This window comes from Mycobacterium gordonae (assembly GCF_001417955.2).
In the GTDB taxonomy this organism is placed as follows: Bacteria; Actinomycetota; Actinomycetes; order Mycobacteriales; family Mycobacteriaceae; genus Mycobacterium; species Mycobacterium gordonae_B.
Window position 1 is genome coordinate 14,016 of sequence record NZ_LKTM01000223.1, and the last position, 18,471, is coordinate 32,486.

Annotated in this window: 19 protein-coding genes; 6 read left to right on the forward strand and 13 right to left on the reverse strand. The window is 65.7% G+C overall.

All coding sequences use genetic code 11. The features are described from left to right. Both AO501_RS16190 and AO501_RS16195 read right to left on the reverse strand, forming a co-directional pair. On the reverse strand, positions 1-1,497 hold the full coding sequence (locus AO501_RS16190) for a PPE family protein (protein WP_055578880.1): 1,497 nt from the start codon (positions 1,495-1,497) through the stop codon (positions 1-3). Positions 1,498-1,573: 76 nt separating this feature from the next. Then, positions 1,574-3,313: an N-acyl-D-amino-acid deacylase family protein gene (locus AO501_RS16195; protein WP_055578672.1), complete on the reverse strand. Its 1,740-nt coding sequence runs from the start codon at positions 3,311-3,313 to the stop codon at positions 1,574-1,576. A gap of 47 nt (positions 3,314-3,360) precedes the next feature. On the opposite strand from AO501_RS16195, the gene AO501_RS16200 reads away from it, so the two are divergent. Genes AO501_RS16200 through AO501_RS16210 form a run of 3 tightly spaced genes read left to right on the forward strand, consistent with a single transcriptional unit; the run spans position 3,361 to position 5,142 of the window. Beyond that, complete coding sequence (locus tag AO501_RS16200) at positions 3,361-3,732, forward strand: VOC family protein (protein ID WP_055578673.1); 372 nt, start codon at positions 3,361-3,363, stop codon at positions 3,730-3,732. Between the two features lie 10 nt (positions 3,733-3,742). Further along, positions 3,743-4,261, forward strand: a complete 519-nt coding sequence (locus AO501_RS16205) for a mycothiol transferase (RefSeq protein ID WP_055578674.1) — start codon at positions 3,743-3,745, stop codon at positions 4,259-4,261. Between the two features lie 11 nt (positions 4,262-4,272). Beyond that, a complete protein-coding gene (locus tag AO501_RS16210; RefSeq protein ID WP_055578675.1) occupies positions 4,273-5,142 on the forward strand; it encodes a hypothetical protein in 870 nt (289 codons plus the stop codon). Here the strand turns inward: AO501_RS16210 and AO501_RS16215 are convergent. The 7 genes from AO501_RS16215 to AO501_RS16245 form a co-directional block, all read right to left on the reverse strand. Next, the gene (locus AO501_RS16215; protein ID WP_055578676.1) at positions 5,135-5,836 is read right to left on the reverse strand and encodes an anti-sigma factor; all 702 of its coding nucleotides are present in this window, start codon (positions 5,834-5,836) and stop codon (positions 5,135-5,137) included. The two genes, AO501_RS16210 and AO501_RS16215, sit on opposite strands and share 8 nt — an antisense overlap. Beyond that, positions 5,833-6,396, reverse strand: coding sequence for a sigma-70 family RNA polymerase sigma factor (locus AO501_RS16220; RefSeq protein WP_055578881.1), 564 nt, complete (start codon positions 6,394-6,396; stop codon positions 5,833-5,835). Before AO501_RS16220 ends, AO501_RS16215 begins: the two co-directional genes overlap by 4 nt. A gap of 44 nt (positions 6,397-6,440) precedes the next feature. Then, positions 6,441-7,211, reverse strand: coding sequence for a DUF1295 domain-containing protein (locus tag AO501_RS16225; protein WP_156452625.1), 771 nt, complete (start codon positions 7,209-7,211; stop codon positions 6,441-6,443). A gap of 20 nt (positions 7,212-7,231) precedes the next feature. Continuing rightward, positions 7,232-7,504, reverse strand: a complete 273-nt coding sequence (locus tag AO501_RS16230; protein WP_371934975.1) for a class I SAM-dependent methyltransferase — start codon at positions 7,502-7,504, stop codon at positions 7,232-7,234. Next, positions 7,471-8,217, reverse strand: coding sequence for a DUF1365 domain-containing protein (locus AO501_RS16235; RefSeq protein ID WP_231752516.1), 747 nt, complete (start codon positions 8,215-8,217; stop codon positions 7,471-7,473). The genes AO501_RS16230 and AO501_RS16235 overlap by 34 nt, the downstream gene beginning before the upstream one ends. Positions 8,218-8,272: 55 nt before the next feature. Then, positions 8,273-11,101 (reverse strand): RND family transporter, encoded by a 2,829-nt coding sequence (locus AO501_RS16240; protein ID WP_055578883.1) that lies wholly within the window; start codon positions 11,099-11,101, stop codon positions 8,273-8,275. A gap of 83 nt (positions 11,102-11,184) precedes the next feature. Further along, entirely contained in the window at positions 11,185-11,607 is a 423-nt protein-coding gene (locus AO501_RS16245) for an MmpS family protein (protein ID WP_055578679.1), read from the reverse strand. A 250-nt stretch (positions 11,608-11,857) separates the two neighbouring features. On the opposite strand from AO501_RS16245, the gene AO501_RS16250 reads away from it, so the two are divergent. From AO501_RS16250 to AO501_RS16260, 3 genes are all read left to right on the forward strand, one after another. Beyond that, positions 11,858-12,544, forward strand: coding sequence for a TetR family transcriptional regulator (locus tag AO501_RS16250; protein ID WP_055578680.1), 687 nt, complete (start codon positions 11,858-11,860; stop codon positions 12,542-12,544). A 93-nt stretch (positions 12,545-12,637) separates the two neighbouring features. Beyond that, a complete protein-coding gene (locus tag AO501_RS16255; protein WP_055578681.1) occupies positions 12,638-13,195 on the forward strand; it encodes an MmpS family transport accessory protein in 558 nt (185 codons plus the stop codon). Next, complete coding sequence (locus AO501_RS16260) at positions 13,192-16,152, forward strand: RND family transporter (RefSeq protein WP_055578682.1); 2,961 nt, start codon at positions 13,192-13,194, stop codon at positions 16,150-16,152. The genes AO501_RS16255 and AO501_RS16260 overlap by 4 nt, the downstream gene beginning before the upstream one ends. 7 nt (positions 16,153-16,159) lie before the next feature. On the opposite strand, the gene AO501_RS16265 is transcribed toward AO501_RS16260, so the two are convergent. From AO501_RS16265 to AO501_RS16280, 4 genes are all read right to left on the reverse strand, one after another. Further along, complete coding sequence (locus tag AO501_RS16265) at positions 16,160-16,483, reverse strand: hypothetical protein (protein ID WP_055578683.1); 324 nt, start codon at positions 16,481-16,483, stop codon at positions 16,160-16,162. 308 nt (positions 16,484-16,791) lie between these two features. Continuing rightward, positions 16,792-17,034: a hypothetical protein gene (locus AO501_RS16270; RefSeq protein WP_055578684.1), complete on the reverse strand. Its 243-nt coding sequence runs from the start codon at positions 17,032-17,034 to the stop codon at positions 16,792-16,794. Positions 17,035-17,041: 7 nt separating this feature from the next. Further along, positions 17,042-17,488 carry a DUF5078 domain-containing protein gene (locus AO501_RS16275; protein WP_055578884.1) on the reverse strand — a complete coding sequence of 149 codons (447 nt, stop codon included), beginning with the start codon at positions 17,486-17,488 and terminating at the stop codon, positions 17,042-17,044. Positions 17,489-17,550: 62 nt separating this feature from the next. Next, positions 17,551-18,471 carry a crotonase/enoyl-CoA hydratase family protein gene (locus AO501_RS16280; protein WP_055578685.1) on the reverse strand — a complete coding sequence of 307 codons (921 nt, stop codon included), beginning with the start codon at positions 18,469-18,471 and terminating at the stop codon, positions 17,551-17,553.

Below are 18,471 nucleotides of genomic sequence, written 5' to 3' on the forward strand. Positions count from 1 at the left end.
CTACTCGGTGCGGATCGGGAACTGGATGACCCGGCTCTGATCGCCGGTGTCGCGCTCGGCCGGCGGGTAGAAGCCCGACTTCGGGATGCCTGAGTTCGGCAGACTCGGGGCGCCGATGCCGGACTCGCGGCCCAGCGTCGTCCGCACTCCCGGGTCGCTGGCGCCGGGGTTGACGAAGCCGGTGACCGGGGTGCCGGCGGAAGTCCGCAGGCCGGCATTGGCCGCCGGGCTGCTGGTCGGGTTCGCCGAGACGGATCCCTGGCCGCCGGTGTCCACGGACGCGGCCGGCGCGGACGCCGGGGCGACCACGGGTGTGCTGCTCAGGCCCGAGTTCAGCGCCCCCGCCAGGCCGGAGTGCAGGCCCCCGGTATTGGCCAGGGCCGAGCTGAGTAGCCCGGAACTGAGGGCCGCCGTTCCCAGGCCGCCGGTGGCGTAGTGCGCGGAGTTGGCCAGTCCCGCCTCCAGGCCGGTGCCGCCCACACCGGCGTTCTGCAGTCCCGAACCCAGGTAGCCCATCGATCCGCTGAAGCCGGTGTTGACGCTGCCGGAGTTGCCCAGGCCAGTGTTCAGTGAGCCCGAGTTGCCCAGGCCCAGGTTCCCGTTGCCCGAGTTGAACAAGCCGGTGTTGCCGGTGCCGGAGTTACCGAACCCGGTGTTGCCGGTGCCCGAGTTGAACCCGCCGAACCCGAACTGCTTGTCGCCGGTGAGGCCCATACCGAGGACGTCGCTGCCGGTGTTGCCGATGCCCAGGTTGTTGCTGCCGAAGTTACCCAGACCTAGGTTGCTGTTGCCGGTGTTGCCGATGCCCAGGTTGCCGCTGCCGCTGTTGCCGGCGCCGACGTTGCCACTGCCGCTGTTGCCGATACCGAAGTTGTAGTTGCCGGCGTTGTTGTTGCCGATGTTGCCGCTGCCGGTGTTGCCGAAGCCGAAGTTGATCGTGCCGTTCTTGCCGATGTCGATGCCGAGGTTGCGCAGTACCTGCTGCCAGGGCGCCAGCTGAGCAGCGGCCGCCGACGCGTCGAAGTGGTAGTTCGCCATGGCTGCCACGTCGATCGCCCACATTTGCTCGTAGGCGGACTCGGTGTCCATGATGGCCGGCCAGTTCATGCCGAAGAAGTTCGTCGAGGCCAGCATCTGCACGAGGCCGCGGTTGGCCGCGACGACCGCGGGCTGCACGGTGGCTGCCACTGCCGTCTCGAACGCGGCCGCCGTGGCGGTGGCCTGAGCCGCCGCCATGTCCGCTTGGACCGCCGCCGCACTGAGCCAGCTCATGTACTGGGTGGCGACGACCATCATGGCGGCAGCCGACGCCCCCTGCCAGGATCCGCTGGTGAGTTCCTGGGTAACGGAACCGAAAGATGACACCGCTGACGCGAGATCTTCTGCCAGACTTCCCCATGCGGAGGCAGCAGAAAGTAGCGGTCCCGCACCGGGACCGGCAAGCATTAATGCCGAGTTGATCTCTGGCGGCAACCACGCGAAATGCGGGCTTGTCACCACCCAAACTTACCCGGCACAGCCCGTTACCGTGGGCGTATCGGGTAACCCGCTACCGTTAATTCGCAGCAGGCCGTCAGGCGGGAGCGGGCGCCGACTGTCGGCCGCGGACCAGCTTCCCCGGGCGGGCGGAGGTGGGCACACCGTTCTCGGCGATCACCTCACCGGATACGACGGTGGCGACGTAGCCCTGCGCGGTCTGATCCAGCCGGCGACCGCCGGCGGGCAGGTCGTGGGCGATGACCGGCTTGTGCAGTCGCAGGGCGGCGTGGTCGATCACATTGAGGTCGGCCTTGAAGCCGGCGGCGATGCGGCCGCGGTCGGCCAGACCGGCGATGCGGGCGGGCACGGAAGTCAGTTCCCGGACCGCTTCGGCGACGCTGAATCGGCCCGACTTGCGATCGCGGGCCCAGTGGGTGAGGAAGTACGTGGAGTAGCTGGCGTCGCAGATCATCCCGTAGTGAGCGCCGCCGTCGCCCAGTCCGAGCACCACGTCGTCCCGGTGCAGAAGTTTGCCGACGGTGTCCAGTGAGTTGCGTTCCAGGTTGCTGGTGGCGACCAGCAGCATGGCCCGCCCGTCGTCGTCGAGGAGCCGGTCGTAGGCCTCCTCCATCGGGTCGACGCCGCGCGCCCGCGCTCGCGCGCCGATGCTGTCGGCCGGGTTCGGCTCGTAATTCGGGTTGTCGTCCAGCGGGAAGATCCAGTCCCACATCTGCGCCACGTAAAGGATCGGATGGCCCTGGCCCGGCTTGTCGGCCAGGATGCGGGCGCGCACCTCGGGCTTGCGCATCTCGGCGACCCGCTCGGCCAGCGGCAGGTGCGCGATCTCGCGGTAGCTCGGGTACAGCACGAACGGGTTGGCCGTCAGCTGCAGCCCGATGATCAGCCCGATCGGGCGCGGCAGCAGTTGCGCGGTGACCTGAGGGTCGCCGGCCCCCGCCCGTGCATTGGCCTTCTCCACCATCGTGATGGCGTCCGGCCAGGTCGGGTCGCCCGCGTTGCCGACGACCAGGGTGAAGGTGACCGGTAACCCGACGTCTTCGGCCACGTCGAACACCGTCTGCAGCACGGGCTGGTAGCCCCCGGCCGGGATGTCGGGCACGAACTGCAGCAGTCCGCCGCCGCCGTCGACGACGCCCCGGGCGATCTCCTCGATCTCCTCGCGGGCCGCGTCATAGCTGGGGATGGGTGCGCCGCTCTCGGTCTTGTGGATGGTCAGCCGGGAAGAGGCGAAACCCAGCGCCCCCACCTCGATTGCCTCGGTGGCCAGCGCGCGCATCTTGGCCAGGTCTTCGGCGGTCGCGGGCTCGCGGTCGGCACCGCGCTGGCCCATCACATAGACCCGCAGCGGGGAATGCGGCAGGTAGGCCGCGACGTCGATGTCGCGCCTGCCCGACTCCAGCGCGTCGAGGTATTCGGGGAAGGTTTCCCAGGTCCACGGCAGGCCGTCGGTCATCACGACGCCCGGGATGTCCTCGACGCCGGCCATGACGTCGACGAGTACGTCGTGGTCCTCCTGTCGGCAGGGCGCGAAGCCGACGCCGCAGTTGCCCATCACCACCGTGGTCACCCCGTGCGCCGAGGACGGCGTCAACCGGTCCGACCAGATCGCCTGGCCGTCGTAGTGTGTGTGCAGGTCGACGAAGCCTGGAGTGACCAGCAGCCCGCTCGCGTCGATCTCCCTCGTCGCGCTCGCGCCGTTGACGGCGCCGACCGCCGCGATCAGCCCGTCCTTGACGGCGACGTCGCCGACGTAGGGTTCACCTCCCAATCCGTCCACGATGGTGCCGTTGCGGATCAGAAGGTCGTAGGTCATCTAAATAATCTACGACCGTGTCGGTGGCTCGTGCCAGGATCGGTCCCGTGATCGATCACTTCGGCATCAATTGCAGCGACTATGCGAGATCGTGGCAGTTCTACGACACGGTGCTCGGTGTCCTGGGTTACTCGCGGCAGATGGACTTCGGCGAGGCCATCGGCTATGGCCGCGAAGGGCATCCGGCGTTCTGGATCGCCGACGGGAAGGGGATGGGGCCGAACCGCGAGGTCCACGTCGCGTTCCAGGCCGCCGGCGAGGACGCGGTACGCGCCTTTCACGACGCGGCCGTAGGCCTGGGGGCCGAGTCCCTGCATGCGCCTCGGCTGTGGCCGGAATACCACCCGGGATACTTCGGCACCTTCGTCCGCGACCCGGACGGCAACAACGTCGAAGCGGTGTTTCACGGCGGCCCGTAGGGTCGAAACCATGGCGACTTCCGAAACCGCTGCCGTTCAAGAGCTCCTGCGCGACGCGTTCACCCGCTTGATCGAACACGCCGGCGATGTGTGCGCCGGGTTGACCGACGAGATCGCCGACTACCGGCCGACCCCCAACGCCAACAGCATCGCGTGGCTGCTCTGGCACAGCGCGCGGGTTCAAGATCTCCAGCTCGCCGACGTGGCCGGTGTGGAACAGGTCTGGACCAGCGACGGCTGGGTGGAGCGCTTCAATCTGGACCTGCCGCGCAACGACACCGGCTACGGGCACGGCGCCGAGGAGGTGTCCAAGGTCCGCGCGCCCGTCGACCTGTTGCTGGGCTATTACCACGCGGTGCACCTGCTGACAGTGGAGTACGTCGAAACCGTCACGCCCGACGAACTCGCCCGCGTCGTGGACACTCATTGGGATCCGCCGGTAACCGCGAGCGCGCGACTGGTCAGCATCATCGACGACTGTGCCCAACACCTGGGGCAGGCGGCCTACCTGCGGGGGATCGCGCAGTAGGGTTCCAACCCGTGCGGTTCCTCCTGACGATGTTGTGCTGGCTGATCGCCACGGCCGGGCTGGCGGTGGCGCTTCCGGCGGCGTGGGCGCAGGCGAACATCGTCGACGAGAACGGCTACAGCGCACTGGCCGAGCAGGCGGCGCGGGATCCGGCGCTGCAGTCGGCGATGGCGTCCGAGCTGACCACCCGGGCGATGGCGCTCATCAACGAACGCAGTGGGCGCGGCAACCCGGTCGACAGTTCGACGGTGCACGACGTGGCAGCGGCGTTCACCGCCGGTCGGTCGTTCCCCCCGCTGTTCGTGCAGGTGAACCGGGCCGCGCACGGCTGGTTGTTCAGCGCTCCGCAACCCGGCGGCAACGACCAATGGGTCGTCGACGTGGCGCCGATGCTCAAGGACACCGGCATCCAGCAGCAGCTCGCCACCTATAACGTGCAGGTCCCCGCGACGCTGAAGGTTCCCCTGACGGTTCCGGTGGATCAGCCGCTGCGACAGGGGCAGTTTCACCGCGCCGAGGTGTGGGGGCCGTGGCTCAGCATCGGTGTTGCCGCCGTCACGGCGCTTTTCGCCTTCCTGACACTGGTTGCCGCGCGCAGCCGCGGCCGCGCGGTGACCGCGCTGGGCATCTCGGCGCTACTCGTCGGCGCGGCCGGCTGGGCGGGGATCGAGATGGGTGGGCGGCCCCTCAACGAGGCGCTGAACCGGACCACCGGGGACATCCGGCGGATGGCGGATGTGATGGTCGGCCACGCGGAGAGCAGCATGCACCTCTGGCTCAACCTGACGCTGCTCACCGGTGTGGGTCTGGTGGTCCTCGGTATGCTCGCCGCGCTGCTCGGTGGGCTGTTCAAGAGAAAAAGCAAGGGCTCAGCTACTTGAGGGGTAGCTCGGCCAGGATCGCTCCCGTGGGTTTAGGCGATCCGGCGCCGGGCTCGACCGTGAAAGCCAGCGCCCGGCAGCTGCCGATCTCGTTGACCGTGGCCGTCGTCGTCGGCTGCACCGTCGCGGTGCCCATGGTCCCCGCGGACCTGGGGCCGTCGGCCCCGAGCAGCCACATCTGGTAGACGGTCCCATTCGACGGCGGCGGCACATTGTTCATCACGAGCACCGCCGCGTTGCGGTCGCGAGAGAACATGACCGTGGCCTGTCCCGGGCCCAGTGGGCGCGAGACCGTCTTCATATCCGGAGCGGTCAGGACCTGCTCCGTGACCGTCGAGGTGGCGGGGTGCGGTCTGACCAGCACGCCCAGCCCAAAGCCGGCAAGGCCGATGACGACTGCCGCGGCGGCCGCGAAAACCTTGGTGCGCCAGAATGATTGCCGCTGACCATCGTGGTGCTGCACCGCGGTGAGGACTGCGCTGCGCAGCTGGTCGGGCGGTTCGGCGACACTTGCCGAGGACAGCACTGCCAGCGTCTCGCGAACCGCGCGGACCTCATCGTGGAAGGCGGCGGCTATGGGGGCGGGTGCGGCGGCGACCTGCCGCTCGATCTCGGCGCGCTCGGCGTCGGACACGGCGTGCAGGGCATAAGGGGTCGCCAGTTCGAGCAGTTCGAATTCGGTCGGATCGGTCATGAGACACCCAGGCAGTTGCGCAAGCCGCGCAGCGCGTCGCGCATACGCGATTTGATGGTCGACAGGTTTGCGGCCAACCGCTGCGACACCTCGGCATAGGTGAGTCCGCCGTAGTAGGCAAGCTCGATGCACTGACGCTGGGTGTCGGTCAGTCCCTCCAGGCACTGCGCGACCCGACGGCGCTCGTCGCCCGCTATTGCCGACTCCGCGACGACGTCGCTGGCCGGCTCGAGATTGGCCACGCCATAGCGTGATTCGCGGGTGGTACCCGCTTGCTCGCTGCGCACGCGATCGATCGCACGGCGGTGGGTCATGGTCAGCAGCCAGGCCAGCGCGGACCCTTTGGCCGAGTCGAACTCAGCGGCGGTCCGCCACACCTCGAGATAGATCTCCTGGGTGGTCTCCTCGCTGTACCCGGCGTCCCGCAGCACCCGGGTCACCAGTCCGTAGACCCGCGACTTCGTCTGGTCGTAGAACGCGGCGAAGGCAGCGTTGTCCCCATGCGCGACCCGGCGCAGCAAGGCGTCCAGGTCGCTGCTGGGCTGCAGCGGTCCGGTCATCGATCGGTAGCCTAAGTCAGCAACCACCGCACCCGGTACGCCGGTCATGAATGGCGCACCGTTCTTGGTGGCCGCGGAACGAAATACGCGGTCCGTTCCTGGTACTCGGCGAATCCCGGCCGGCCCCTCATGTACTTCTCGGTCAGCCGCGCCCCGCTGACGTCCACCAGGAAGTACGTCATCACCAGCGGCGAGACCACGGTGGCCAGCGGCACCCAGCCATTGAGCGTGACCAGCCACAACCCCCACCACACGCAGGCGTCGCCGAAGTAATTGGGGTGCCGGGTCCACGACCAGAGCCCGCGGTCCATGATCAGGCCGCGATGCGCAGGGTCGGATTTGAATTCCCGCAGTTGCCGGTCCCCGAGTGCCTCGAAGGTGAACCCGAGCAGCCAGACCGTCACACCCAGCGCGGTGACGGCCAGCAACGGCGTGGGCGTGGGGCCGCTGACCGCCGACAACTGCAAGGGGAAGGAGATGAACAGGGTCAGGAAGCCCTGCAGCAGAAAGACCTTGCGCACCACCTGACCCACCGACGCGCCGCGCAGCAGATCGGCATAGCGGCGGTCCTCACCCTGGCCCGCGGTCTTGTGGTGGATGTGCCAACTAAGCCGCAGACCCCAGATCGACACCAGCGCCAACAACAGCCAGCGCCGGGTCGGATCCCCGCGGCCCACCGCCGCCGCCACCGCCGCCACCACCACGAAACCGATGCCCCATGCGACGTCGACGACGTTGTAGCGGCCCAGCCTGCGACCGATCGCGAAGGTGACCGAATGCACCACGGCCACTGCCAGGGTGCACGCGCCCGTCACCGCCAGGATGTCGCGCTCGCTCACCGCGGACCCCTGCGCTCGAACGTCCACTGGTGGACATCAAGGTAACCGGACCGGAATCCCGCTTCCGAGTAAGCCAGATACAGCTCCCACATGCGTTCGAATACCTCGTCGAATCCTAAGCGCGCCAACCGGTTACGACGCTGCAGGAAGCGCTCCCGCCACAGTCGCAGCGTCGTGGCGTGAGGCGACCGCGAGGCCACCGGTCCGTCAGGGAAAATGTACTGCTGAATCCGGGTCATCGCGCTACCACCGGGACTCGTCGTGGCCACAATTCGATCCCTCGGAGACGGATCCGCGCGGCCACCGCCGGCCACAAGAACTGCCGAGCCGCGATGTGCGGAGTCGTCGCGGGCAGCCGCTCGCCGCGCAGCGTGGCGGTGAAGGTGAGTCGGCGCTCCCTCAGCAGCGACACCATGACGTCGACTTCGTGCTCGGGGGGCGGGACCAGCACCAGGTAGTGCCCGTCGACCGGGTTGCCGGGTGAAACGTCGAACTGCTTGCTGACCAGCACCGGCGAGTCGGCGGGTGGTAGCAGATACGCATGGCGTCCGCCGAAGGTGTTGTGGACCTCGGCGACGACGTGGCGTAGCCGGCCGTCGCGGTCGTGACACCAGAAGACGCTGAGCGGGTTGACGGCGTACCCGGGAGCGCGGGCCTGCAGCATCGCCGTGATCCGGCCGTCGGGCATGGCGGTGTCGTGCTCGTCGAAAAAGCGCTCCAGCCGCCGGCGCAACGACGTATCCGCGGCGCCGTCCGCGCCTGCCAGATGGTCGGACGGGTCGAACCGCGCGAAGGGCCGCAGCCACCAAGGCACCGCGGGAAGCTGGTCGATGTCGACATACCAGCTGTAGCCGCGGTATTGGCACGAGTGCTGCACCGGGACCTGCCGGCAGTGGCTGATCGTGGTGCGATAGATGGCAGGGGTCAGCCCGGCGACCCCGCTGCCGATGACCGCTACCGACTGTCCGTCTGGTGCCTGCACACCTATTATTCGGAGCCCCGCGGGCCCCGGATGGTCGGGCGGGGCCGACCCCGAGTCAGCGCTCGGCGGACAGCGCCGGCGACCTGTCGGTGACCGGCTCATCACGGGGAAGCCGCGGGCTGCGAGCGGGACGCGACCGCACCCGGATGGGCCACCAGAACCAGCGGCCCAGTAACGCCGCGATGGAGGGCGTCATGAATGCCCGCACGATCAGCGTGTCGAACAGCAGACCCAGGCCGATGGTGGTGCCCACCTGCCCGATCATCCGGGCGTCGCCGATGATCATGGACGCCATCGTGAAGGCGAAGACCAGGCCGGCATTGGTCACGACCTTGCCGGTCCCACCCATCGACCGGATGATGCCGGTATTGAGGCCGGCATGTATCTCCTGTTTGAAGCGGGAGACCAGCAGCAAGTTGTAGTCCGAGCCCACGGCCAGCAGCACGATCACGGACATCGCGAGCACCAGCCAGTGCAACGGGACGCCGAATATGTGCTGCCACACCAACACTGACAGGCCGAACGAGGCGCCCAGGGAGAGCGCGACGGTTCCGACGATCACCGCCGCCGCCACGAACGCGCGGGTCAGGATCAGCATGATGATGAAGATCAGGCAGAGCGACGAAATGCCCGCGATCACGAGGTCCCACTTGGCGCCTTCGGAGATGTCCTTGACGATGGCGCCCATTCCGGAGACGTAGATCTTCGAGTCTTCCAGGGGAGTGCCTTTGAGTGATTCCTCGGCTGCCGTCTGGATCTTGCCGATGCTTGCGATGCCCTCGGCCGAGGCGGGATCACCCCGGTGCAGGATGATGAACCGCGCCGCGTGGCCGTCGGCGGACAGGAAATTGTTCATGGCGCGCTTGAAGTCGGCGTTCTTGAACACTTCCGGCGGCAGGTAGAACGAGTCGTCGTTCTTCGCGGCGTCGAACGCATGGCCCATCGCCGTCGCGTTGTCGCTCATCTCGTCCATCTGCTGGAAGATCCCGGACATGGTGCTGTGCATGCTCAGCATCATCGTTCGCATGCTGACCATGGTTTCGATCATGGGCGGGAAGGTTGCGATCATCTGAGGCATCAGCACGTCGAGCTGTTTGATGTCGCCCACCAGTACGTTCAGCTTCTCGTCGATCTCGTCGATGCCGTCGAGGGCGTCGAAGACCGAACGCAACGACCAGCAGGCCGGGATGTCGTAGCAGTGCTTCTCCCAATAGAAATACGAGCGGATCGGCCGCAGGAAGTCGTCGAAATTGGCGAGTTTGTCCCGTAGGTCGTTGGTGATCTGCTGCATCTCCTCGGTGTCGCCGACCATCTTGTGGGTGACTCCCACCAGCTGCGTCATCAGGCCGTACATCCGCTGCATCAGGGCGATCGTCTTGGACATCTCGTCGGCCTGCTTGAGCATGTCGTCCATGCGGTCACGCTGGTACTTCATGGTCTGCATCTGACCGGCGCTCTGCATGCTCATCTGGAACGGTATCGACGTGTGGTCCATCGTGGTGCCGTCCGGCCTGGTGATGGCCTGGACGCGGGATATCCCCGGCACCCGGAAGATCCCCTTGGCCAGCCTGTCCAGGATCAGGAAATCAGCCGGATTCCGCATGTCGTGATCCGACTCGATCATCAGAATCTCCGGCTTCATCCGAGCCTGGGAGAAGTGGCGATCGGCGACGAGGAAGCCCTGGTTGGCCGGGATGAAGCTGGGCAGGTAGGCGCGGTCGTCGTAGCTGGGTTTGTAACCGGGCAGGGTGATCAGGCCGATCAGGGCGATCACACACGTGACGGCGAGAATCGGCAGCGGCCAGCGCACCACCGCGGTACCGACCCGGCGCCAGCCCCGCACCGAAAGCACCCGCTTGGGGTCGAACACGCCGAACCGGCTGCCGACCACGAGCACCGCCGGGCCCAGCGTCAGCGCGACCAGAACCGCGACCAACATGCCGACCGCGCAGGGAATGCCCAGCGTCTGGAAGTAGGGCATGCGGGCGAAGCCGAGACACAACGTCGCACCCGCGATCGTCAGACCGGATCCCAAAATGACGTGCGCCGTACCGTGATACATCGTGTAGAACGCGGATTCCCGGTCCTCCCCGGCCTGTCGTGCTTCCTGATATCGGCCGATGATGAAGATGCCGTAATCGGTTCCGGCCGCGATCGCGAGCGACGTGAGCAGGCTGACGGCGAAGGTGGACAGCCCGATCAGCTGGTTGCTCCCGAGGATGGCGACGGCGCCGCGCGCCGCGCTCAGTTCGATCCCGACGGTGACCAGCAGCAGGATCACCGTCAGCGGAGATCGGTAGATGAACATCAGCATGAACAGGATCACCAGGACCGTGGTGATCGTGATCTTGGCCATCGATCTGTCGCCGCTGTGCTGCAGGTCCGCGGCCAGTGCGGAGGCCCCGGTGACGTACGCCTTGAGGCCGGGCGGAGGCGGGGTGGCGTCGACGATTTTGCGCACGGCGTCCACGGATTCGTTGGCCAGGGGTTCACCCTGGTTGCCGGCGAGGTTCAGCTGGACGGTGACGGCTTTGCCGTCGTTGCTCTGCGCGCCCGCCGCGGTGAGGGGATCGCCCCAGAAGTCCTGGATGCTCAGTACGTGCTTGTCCGCGCGCAGCTTGCGGATCAGACCGTCGTAGTACCGGTGCGCCGCATCGCCGAGGGGCTGTTCGCTCTCCAGCACGATCATCGCGACGCTGTCGGTCTCCCCTTCCTTGAAGACGCGGCTGATCCGCTTCAGTGCGACGAACGACGGTGCATCCTTGGGGCTCAGCGAAACCGAGCGTTGTTGCCCGACGATCTCCAGTGACGGAACGAGCACGCTCAGCAGCACGACGACCACCACCCAGAAGAGGATGATCGGCACCGCGAAGGCATGGATCATCCGCGGGATGAACGGGCGGTGCGGACGGGGTTCGACGACGGGGCTGTCCGGGCGGTCGTCGGCTCGGTAGTCCAAGGTGGTACTCACGCGGACTTGACCAGACAGAACGTAAAGGCGTTGACCTCGTTGGAGACTCGCTCCGATTTGACTACGTCGTCGATCAGGATGCGGCAACCGATGCTGTCGCTGTCACCCTGGGCCATCAGGTTGCCCACCATTGCCGCCTTGTTCGTGCTGATGTGCAGCGACCAGGGCAGCCGCGCGTTGTCCACGCGCTGCGGGTCGGCGTTGACGTCGAAATAACTGATGTCGGCCACCGTGCCTGCCGGGCCGAACACCTCGTAGGTGATTCGCTTGGGGTTGAACGGCTCTGGGTTCTTCAGGTTGCTGTCCGCGTACGATGCCCGCTTCTCCGAGCCGAAATAACCGTGGACCCGGTTCACGATGAACGCGCCGGTGACCAACACCGCCACAATGACGAGTGGGATCCACACGCGCGACAGCACCTTGAAAATCTCAGGTCCCTTTCACCGTTGGGCATCACTCAGGTCGGACGATACCCGCCCTAGGAGACGCTTGCGTCTTCATTCGACCGGCCGCACTGCGCAGATCGGGCAGCGCGTCGCGAACACAATTAGCCTTACCTAAGTAAAACACGGAGGCGTCTGGTCCCAGGTGGGCTCCTTCCGTTAGAGCGCCGATTGTAAGGCATATTGCGTGCGTAAAGTTCCGGATTCTGCGCGCAAATCACGTCATGTGCGTTATCCTCAGCCGGTGGCGCAACTCAGTTTCCGGCGCGCCCGAACCGAGGAGAACAAACGCCAGCGAGCCGCGGCCCTCGTGGAAGCCGCGCGCTCACTCGCGTCGGAAAGCGGTGTCGCGTCAGTGACATTGACCGCGGTGGCCAGTCGCGCGGGAATCCATTACTCGGCCGTGCGCCGATACTTCACCTCCCACAAGGAGGTGCTGCTGCATCTGTCCGCCGAGGGCTGGCAGCGGTGGTCGGACACCGTGTGCGCTCAACTCGAGGAGCCCGGTCCGATGTCGCCGGCGCGGGTCGCCGAGACGCTGGCCAACGGGCTGGCGGCCGATCCACTGTTCTGCGACCTGCTCGCCAACCTGCACCTGCACCTCGAGCACGAGGTCGACGTCGAGCGCGTCATTGAGATCAGGCGGACCATTTCCGCCGCCGCCATCGCCCTGGCCGGCGCCATCGAGCGGAGCTTGCCGGAGCTCGGCCGCTCCGGCGCGTTCGACATGCTGATCGCCGCCTACTCCCTGGCGGCCGCCTTCTGGCAGATCGCCAACCCTCCGGAGCGGATCTCCGATGTGTACCAGGAGGAGCCGGAAGTGCTGCCGCCCGAATGGAATATCGACTTTCCGTCCGCGCTCACCCGGGTGCTCACCGCCACCTGCATCGGCTCGCTTGCGGGGTCCCGATGAACAGGTCGGCGAAGGTCTTGATGCACAAGGTCTTTGCGCACCACGCCGAGATTTCCTACGGTTTGTCCATTAGGTTAGAAAGACTAAGTGCCCATGACGACGACTGAGCCAAGGACCGAGCCGTTGACGACCCCGGACTCTGCTGGCGGAGAAGGCAGTACAAGGACTCAGCAACGGGGCAAGCGGGGCGGTCTGCGGGGCCTCGTGACCCGGTTCTGGCTCATCCTCACCGTGCTGGCCGTCGTCGCGGTGGCGGGATTCGCGGTTCACCGACTACACGACATCTTCGGTGTTCACAGCGGTTCGTTCGGCGGCGGCTCATCCGGTGATGTCATCGATCAGTTCAACCCGAAAACCATCACACTCGAGGTCTGGGGGTCCCCGGGCAGCACGGCGACCATCAGTTATCTCGATGAGAACTCGCACCCCCAGCAGGCTCTCAACGTGCCCCTACCGTGGAAGACGGAATTGAAGTCAACGAAGCCCGGTATCCCGGCCAATCTGATGGCGCAGGGAAACGGCAGCTGGATCGCCTGCCGCTTCCTCGTCAACAACAACGACGGGAAGGGTGACGTCATCAAGGCGCCGAATCAGTCGCCCCCGAACGAGACGGTGAACGCCTTCGTCTACTGCCTGGACAAGTCCGCATGAGTCAGACCACCGAGGCTAATTCGGCCCCGCCGCCGGTCTCGCAGCCGCTGATCCCGCCGTTCCTGCCGCGGATGATCCATCGGCTGGCACTGCCCATCGTGCTGGTGTGGCTGGGCATTGTGGTGGTGACCAATACCGCTGCGCCGCAACTGGAGGCCGTCGCCAAGAACCATTCGGTATCGCAGAGCCCCACCGATGCGCCGTCGTTCCAGTCGATGATGCGGGTCGGAAAGACGTTCAAGGAGTTCGACTCCGACAGCTCGGCAATGATCGTGCTGGAGGGTGACAAGCCGCTCGGAGCCGAGGCGCACCGCTACTACGACGAGATCGTCCGGCGGATAGAGCAGGACAAGAAACACGTCCAGCACGTGCAGGACTTCTGGAGCGATCCGTTGACCGCCGCGGGGTCCCAGAGCCACGACCAGAAGGCCGCCTACGTCCAGGTCTACCTCGCCGGCAACATGGGTGGGGGCCTGTCCGCCGAGTCTGCCGACGCCGTACGCAAGATCGTCGACTCGGTGCCGGCCCCGCAGGGGATCAAGGCGTACGTCACCGGCGCGGGTCCGTTGTTCGCCGACCAGTCCCACGCCGGCGAGAAGGGTGTCGCCATAGTCACCCTGGTCACCATCCTGGTGATCTTCGTGATGCTGCTCGTCGTCTATCGCTCGCTCGTCACCGTCCTGGCCGTCTTGTTCATGGTCTTTGTCGAACTGTTGGCGGCCCGGGGCGTCGTTGCCCTGCTGGCCAACTACGAGATCATCGGGCTGTCCACGTTCGCCAACAATTTGTTGGTGTTGATGGCGATCGCCGCCGGAACGGACTACGCGATCTTCGTGGTCGGCCGCTATCACGAGGCCCGCGGCTTGGGGGAGACTCGCGAACAGGCCTTCTACACCATGTTCCACAGCACCGCGCATGTCGTGCTCGGGTCGGGACTGACCATCGCCGGCGCGATGTACTGCCTGAGCTTCTGCCGATTGCCGTATTTCGAGTCCTTGGGCGCACCCTGCGCCATCGGCATGTTGGTAGCCGTGCTCGCGGCCTTGACTCTGGGCCCTGCGGTGCTGACCGTGGCGTCGTTCTTCAAACTCCTGGATCCGAAGCGAAAGCTGCAGACTCGGGGCTGGCGCCGGATCGGCACCGCGATCGTCCGTTGGCCCGCACCGGTTTTCGCGGTCACGATCGCGGTTGCCCTGGTCGGTCTGATCGCCCTGCCCGGCTATAAGACGGACTACGACACCCGTCACTTCCTGCCCGAGGACACCCCCGCCAACATCGGTTACGCGGCTGCCGACCGGCACTTCAACCAGGCTCGGCTCAATCCTGAGTTGTTGATGATCGAGACCGATCACGACCTGCGCAACTCGGCCGACTTCCTCGTCCTCGACAAGGTCGCCAAGGCGGTCTTCCACATCCCCGGTATCGGTCGGGTGCAGACCATCACCCGGCCATTGGGCACACCGCTCGACCACAGCACCCTCGGTTTTCAGATGGGCGCCCAAGCCGCGGGCCGGATTCAGACTCAGCACTTTCAGGACGAGCAGGCCAAAAATCTGCTGAACCAGGCAGACGAGTTGCGCAAGACGATGGCCACGCTGCATGAGCAGATGCAGGTCACCCAGGACCTCAGCAACACGACGCACGAGACCACAAAACTCACCAAAGAAACCGTGAAGATCACCGAGGCACTGCGCGACGACATCGCCACCTTCGACGACTTCTTCCGGCCGATTCGCAGCTATTTCTATTGGGAGAAGCACTGTTACGACATCCCGGTCTGCTGGGCGCTGCGGTCGATCTTCAATGCGCTCGACGGAATCGACCAGGTGGCGCAGAACATCCTGGCCCTCAGCCAGAACCTGGACAGACTGGACGCGATTCAGCCCAAGCTCGTCGCGTTGATCCCACCGCAGATCGAGAGCCAGCAACGCAATCTCGACACCATCATGTCGAACTATGCGACCACCATGGGTCTCAACGACCAGGCCAGGGCGCAGGCCGATAACGCCACCGCACAAGGGGATGCGTTCGACAGAGCGAAGAACGACGACACGTTCTACCTACCGCCGGAAGCCTTCCAGAGCCCGGACTTCGCGCGGGGTCTCAAACAGTTCATCTCGCCGGACGGGCACGCGGTCCGGTTGATCATCTCGCACGAAGGCGACCCGGCGAGTCCTGAAGGCATCAACCTCATCGAACCGATCAAGCGGGCCGTGCACGAGGCGATCAAGGGCACGCCCTGGGAAGGATCCAAGGTCTACCTCGGCGGTACCGCCGCGACGTACAAGGACATGCACGACGGGTCGAACATCGATCTGTTGATCGCCGGAATATCCGCTGCCACATTGATTTTCATCATCATGCTGATCATCACCCGAAGTGTCGTGGCGGCCGTCGTGATCGTGGGCACGGTGCTGTTGTCGCTGGGCGCCTCGTTCGGGCTCTCCGTGCTCCTATGGCAGTACATCCTGGGCATGAAGTTGCACTGGATGGTGCTGGCGATGGCGATCATCCTGCTATTGGCCGTCGGCTCGGACTACAACCTGTTGTTGATCTCGCGGTTCAAGGAGGAGATCCATGCGGGTCTCAAGACGGGTACGATCCGCGCGATGGCGGGTTCAGGCTCGGTGGTGACCGCCGCAGGCCTGGTGTTCGCCGCCACCATGGGCACGTTCGCCTTCAGCCCGTTGAAAGTCATGGCCCAGGTGGGAACGACGATCGCGCTGGGTCTGCTCTTCGACACGTTGATCGTTCGGTCATTCATGACACCGTCGTTGGCCACCTTGCTCGGGCGCTGGTTCTGGTGGCCGCAGCACGTGCGCCCGCGGCCGGCCAGCAGCATGCTGCGGCCGTTCGGGCCGCGCCCGGCGGTACGTGCGCTGTTAGGGGAGGAGCGCGCCGACGGCGTCGACGCGGCGAACTCGGATCGGTCCCCGGCAACGCAGCCGCACTACTGAGTGGGTGTCAGAGCGCGACCACGTCGCGCATGATGTCGCTCAACTCCGACACCGGGGCGCCGCACGTCAGACAGTAGGAGCCCGATGAGCGTCTGAGCTGGCCCACCTGCACCAGGATCTCGGCCTCGGCGCGCCACAGGCAGGCGATGCAGACGATCTCGACGATGTTGCCGAACGGGTCGACGTGGGAATGATTGCATTCATCGACCGCGTGCCGATGAACGATGTGAGTTGCCCGGTTGGTGCAGCCGGCTTCGAATTGGCAGGTGATCGTCTGCCAGTCCAGGGCCGCGAGCGTGCCAGGGATGCCGTTGCCAGTGGTTTGGCTCATGCGATGTCCTCCAGCTTCCGGAACGCAGTCGCACCCATCCCTCGGAGCTCGAGCGGATGATTGGCTGGCCGGAGGTCCATTATGGGTTCGTTTGACCCACCGCGGCAAGGGCCCGGGCGATGTATTTATGTCCCGTCCGCCAGTTGCGGTCCCCCGACGAAACCGTACTTTGAGTGCTAACTAGCACTATTCCGCAGGTCATGGGGTCGGGGCTATCCCCCGAACGGCCTCCGGAAGGATGAAATTTCTGTCCGCCAATCGGGGGACAGAAACAGAAAAATCTGCTAACAGTCGTCGGTGGACGGGTTCTAGGGCTGGTTGACGCAGAACGCCACACACAGCGCCGAGACGGGGATGGAAACCCATTGCAGTTGACCGTCCGCCTGGCGCTCGCAGTAGATCGGGCCGGGCTTCCCCCAGACTTTCGCGCCCTCCGGCGAACATTGCTTGCCGAGATCGGTGTCGGCGTGCGCCGGGCCACTTCCAAGGGCGACCGCCAAAGGAGCGGCGGCCGTCATGATCACCGCGGCGACGAACTTCCGTGCGCGCATGGTCGCCTCACGCCCAGTTCCAGACCGACATGTCGCCGGCCGGGTACCCGTTGCACGCGTCGGTGCCCTTGGCGACGACGCCCTTGTTGTTGAAGAAGATCTTCATGTGGTTGACCCAGGCGAAGGTGAGCGGGTCGCCGTTGTAGAAGTTCTCGGAGTAGTCCCTGCGCCCGGCCGGTGACAGCGAGAAGAACCAGTGCGCCTTGTTGATCGTGGCTTCCTGCAGGTTCGCGTGGTTGTTGAAATCGATCATGTACCGCTCGTAGTAGACCGGACTGGTGTCCCGGACGGCGGCCAGATACTGCTCGGCGTCGCAGGTGGTCGCGATCATCCGGCGCGGGATCGGGAAATCCTCGGTGGAGTCAGCCTTCGCTGCCTGGGGAAAGATCACCACGGCGATCGCGAGAGCGAGGAAAACAGCGCCTGCACGCAGGCCGATACTCAGCCGAGACATCATAGTTACCGTAACACTTTCATGGTTGCGAAGATTCCGACGGCGATTCCTAGTTGATCTTACTACCCATCGCTATCAGGAACTATCACGTGTGACGGGTTCGGCCGCAACTCTGGCGGTGCCTGGCTGTAGTCGCCGAACGGGCCGTCCCGGCGCTCCACCGCGGCCCGCACGCCCTGCGCCTCGGCGGTATGGACGAAGTCGAGCGCATCAGGGGTGTTGCGCATCAGTCCGTCGAGGATGCCCCCCAGCAACTGGGTCGACGCCAGGCCCATGTTCTCGTAGGCCTGATTGACGATGAGCTTCTGCGCCCGCAGCTGCGATAACGGGATCTGCGCCAGTTCGGCCGCGATCTCAGCGACCCGGGCCTCCAGCCGCTCGAACGGGACCGCCTCGTTGATCAGTTCGATCTCGGCGGCCTGCACACCGGTCAGCGGCCGGCCGGTCAGCGAGTGCCATTTCACTTTCGCCAGGCTCAGCCGGTACAGCCACATCCCGGTCAGATAGGCGCCCCACATCCTGCTGTACGGGGTGCCGATCACGGCGTCCTCGCTGGCGACCACGATGTCGGCACACAGGGCGTAGTCGCTGGCCCCGCCGACGCACCAGCCGTGCACCTGCGCGATCACCGGCTTCGACGCCCGCCAGATGGCCATGAACTTCTGCGTCGGCGCGGTTTCGCGCGCGCTGACCATTGCGAAATCCTTACCCGGATCCCACCGTCCGTCGGTCATCATGTCCTCGCCCCAGTGCTGGAAGCCGCCGCCGAAGTCGAAACCACCGGAGAAGGCCCGCCCGGCGCCGCGCAGCACGATGACCTTGATGTCGTGGTCCCGCTCGGCCAGCCCGATGGCAGCCTCGATCTCGTCGGGCATCGGCGGGACGATGGTGTTCAGCTGTTCGGGTCGGTTGAGGGTGATGGTGGCCACCGGGCCTCTGCTGGAATACAGCAGCGTTTCGAATTCGGGCTTTCCAGAAGGCAT

Coding starts and splice junctions, on each gene's coding strand:
- AO501_RS16195 (WP_055578672.1), bottom strand. CDS start 3,313: ATGACCTACGACCTTCTGATCCGCAACGGCACCATCGTGGACGGATTG.
- AO501_RS16205 (WP_055578674.1), top strand. CDS start 3,743: ATGGCGACTTCCGAAACCGCTGCCGTTCAAGAGCTCCTGCGCGACGCG.
- AO501_RS16215 (WP_055578676.1), bottom strand. CDS start 5,836: ATGACCGATCCGACCGAATTCGAACTGCTCGAACTGGCGACCCCTTAT.
- AO501_RS16220 (WP_055578881.1), bottom strand. CDS start 6,396: ATGACCGGACCGCTGCAGCCCAGCAGCGACCTGGACGCCTTGCTGCGC.
- AO501_RS16240 (WP_055578883.1), bottom strand. CDS start 11,101: ATGATCCATGCCTTCGCGGTGCCGATCATCCTCTTCTGGGTGGTGGTC.
- AO501_RS16255 (WP_055578681.1), top strand. CDS start 12,638: ATGACGACGACTGAGCCAAGGACCGAGCCGTTGACGACCCCGGACTCT.
- AO501_RS16260 (WP_055578682.1), top strand. CDS start 13,192: ATGAGTCAGACCACCGAGGCTAATTCGGCCCCGCCGCCGGTCTCGCAG.
- AO501_RS16265 (WP_055578683.1), bottom strand. CDS start 16,483: ATGAGCCAAACCACTGGCAACGGCATCCCTGGCACGCTCGCGGCCCTG.
- AO501_RS16270 (WP_055578684.1), bottom strand. CDS start 17,034: ATGCGCGCACGGAAGTTCGTCGCCGCGGTGATCATGACGGCCGCCGCT.
- AO501_RS16275 (WP_055578884.1), bottom strand. CDS start 17,488: ATGTCTCGGCTGAGTATCGGCCTGCGTGCAGGCGCTGTTTTCCTCGCT.
- AO501_RS16280 (WP_055578685.1), bottom strand. CDS start 18,471: ATGCCTTCTGGAAAGCCCGAATTCGAAACGCTGCTGTATTCCAGCAGA.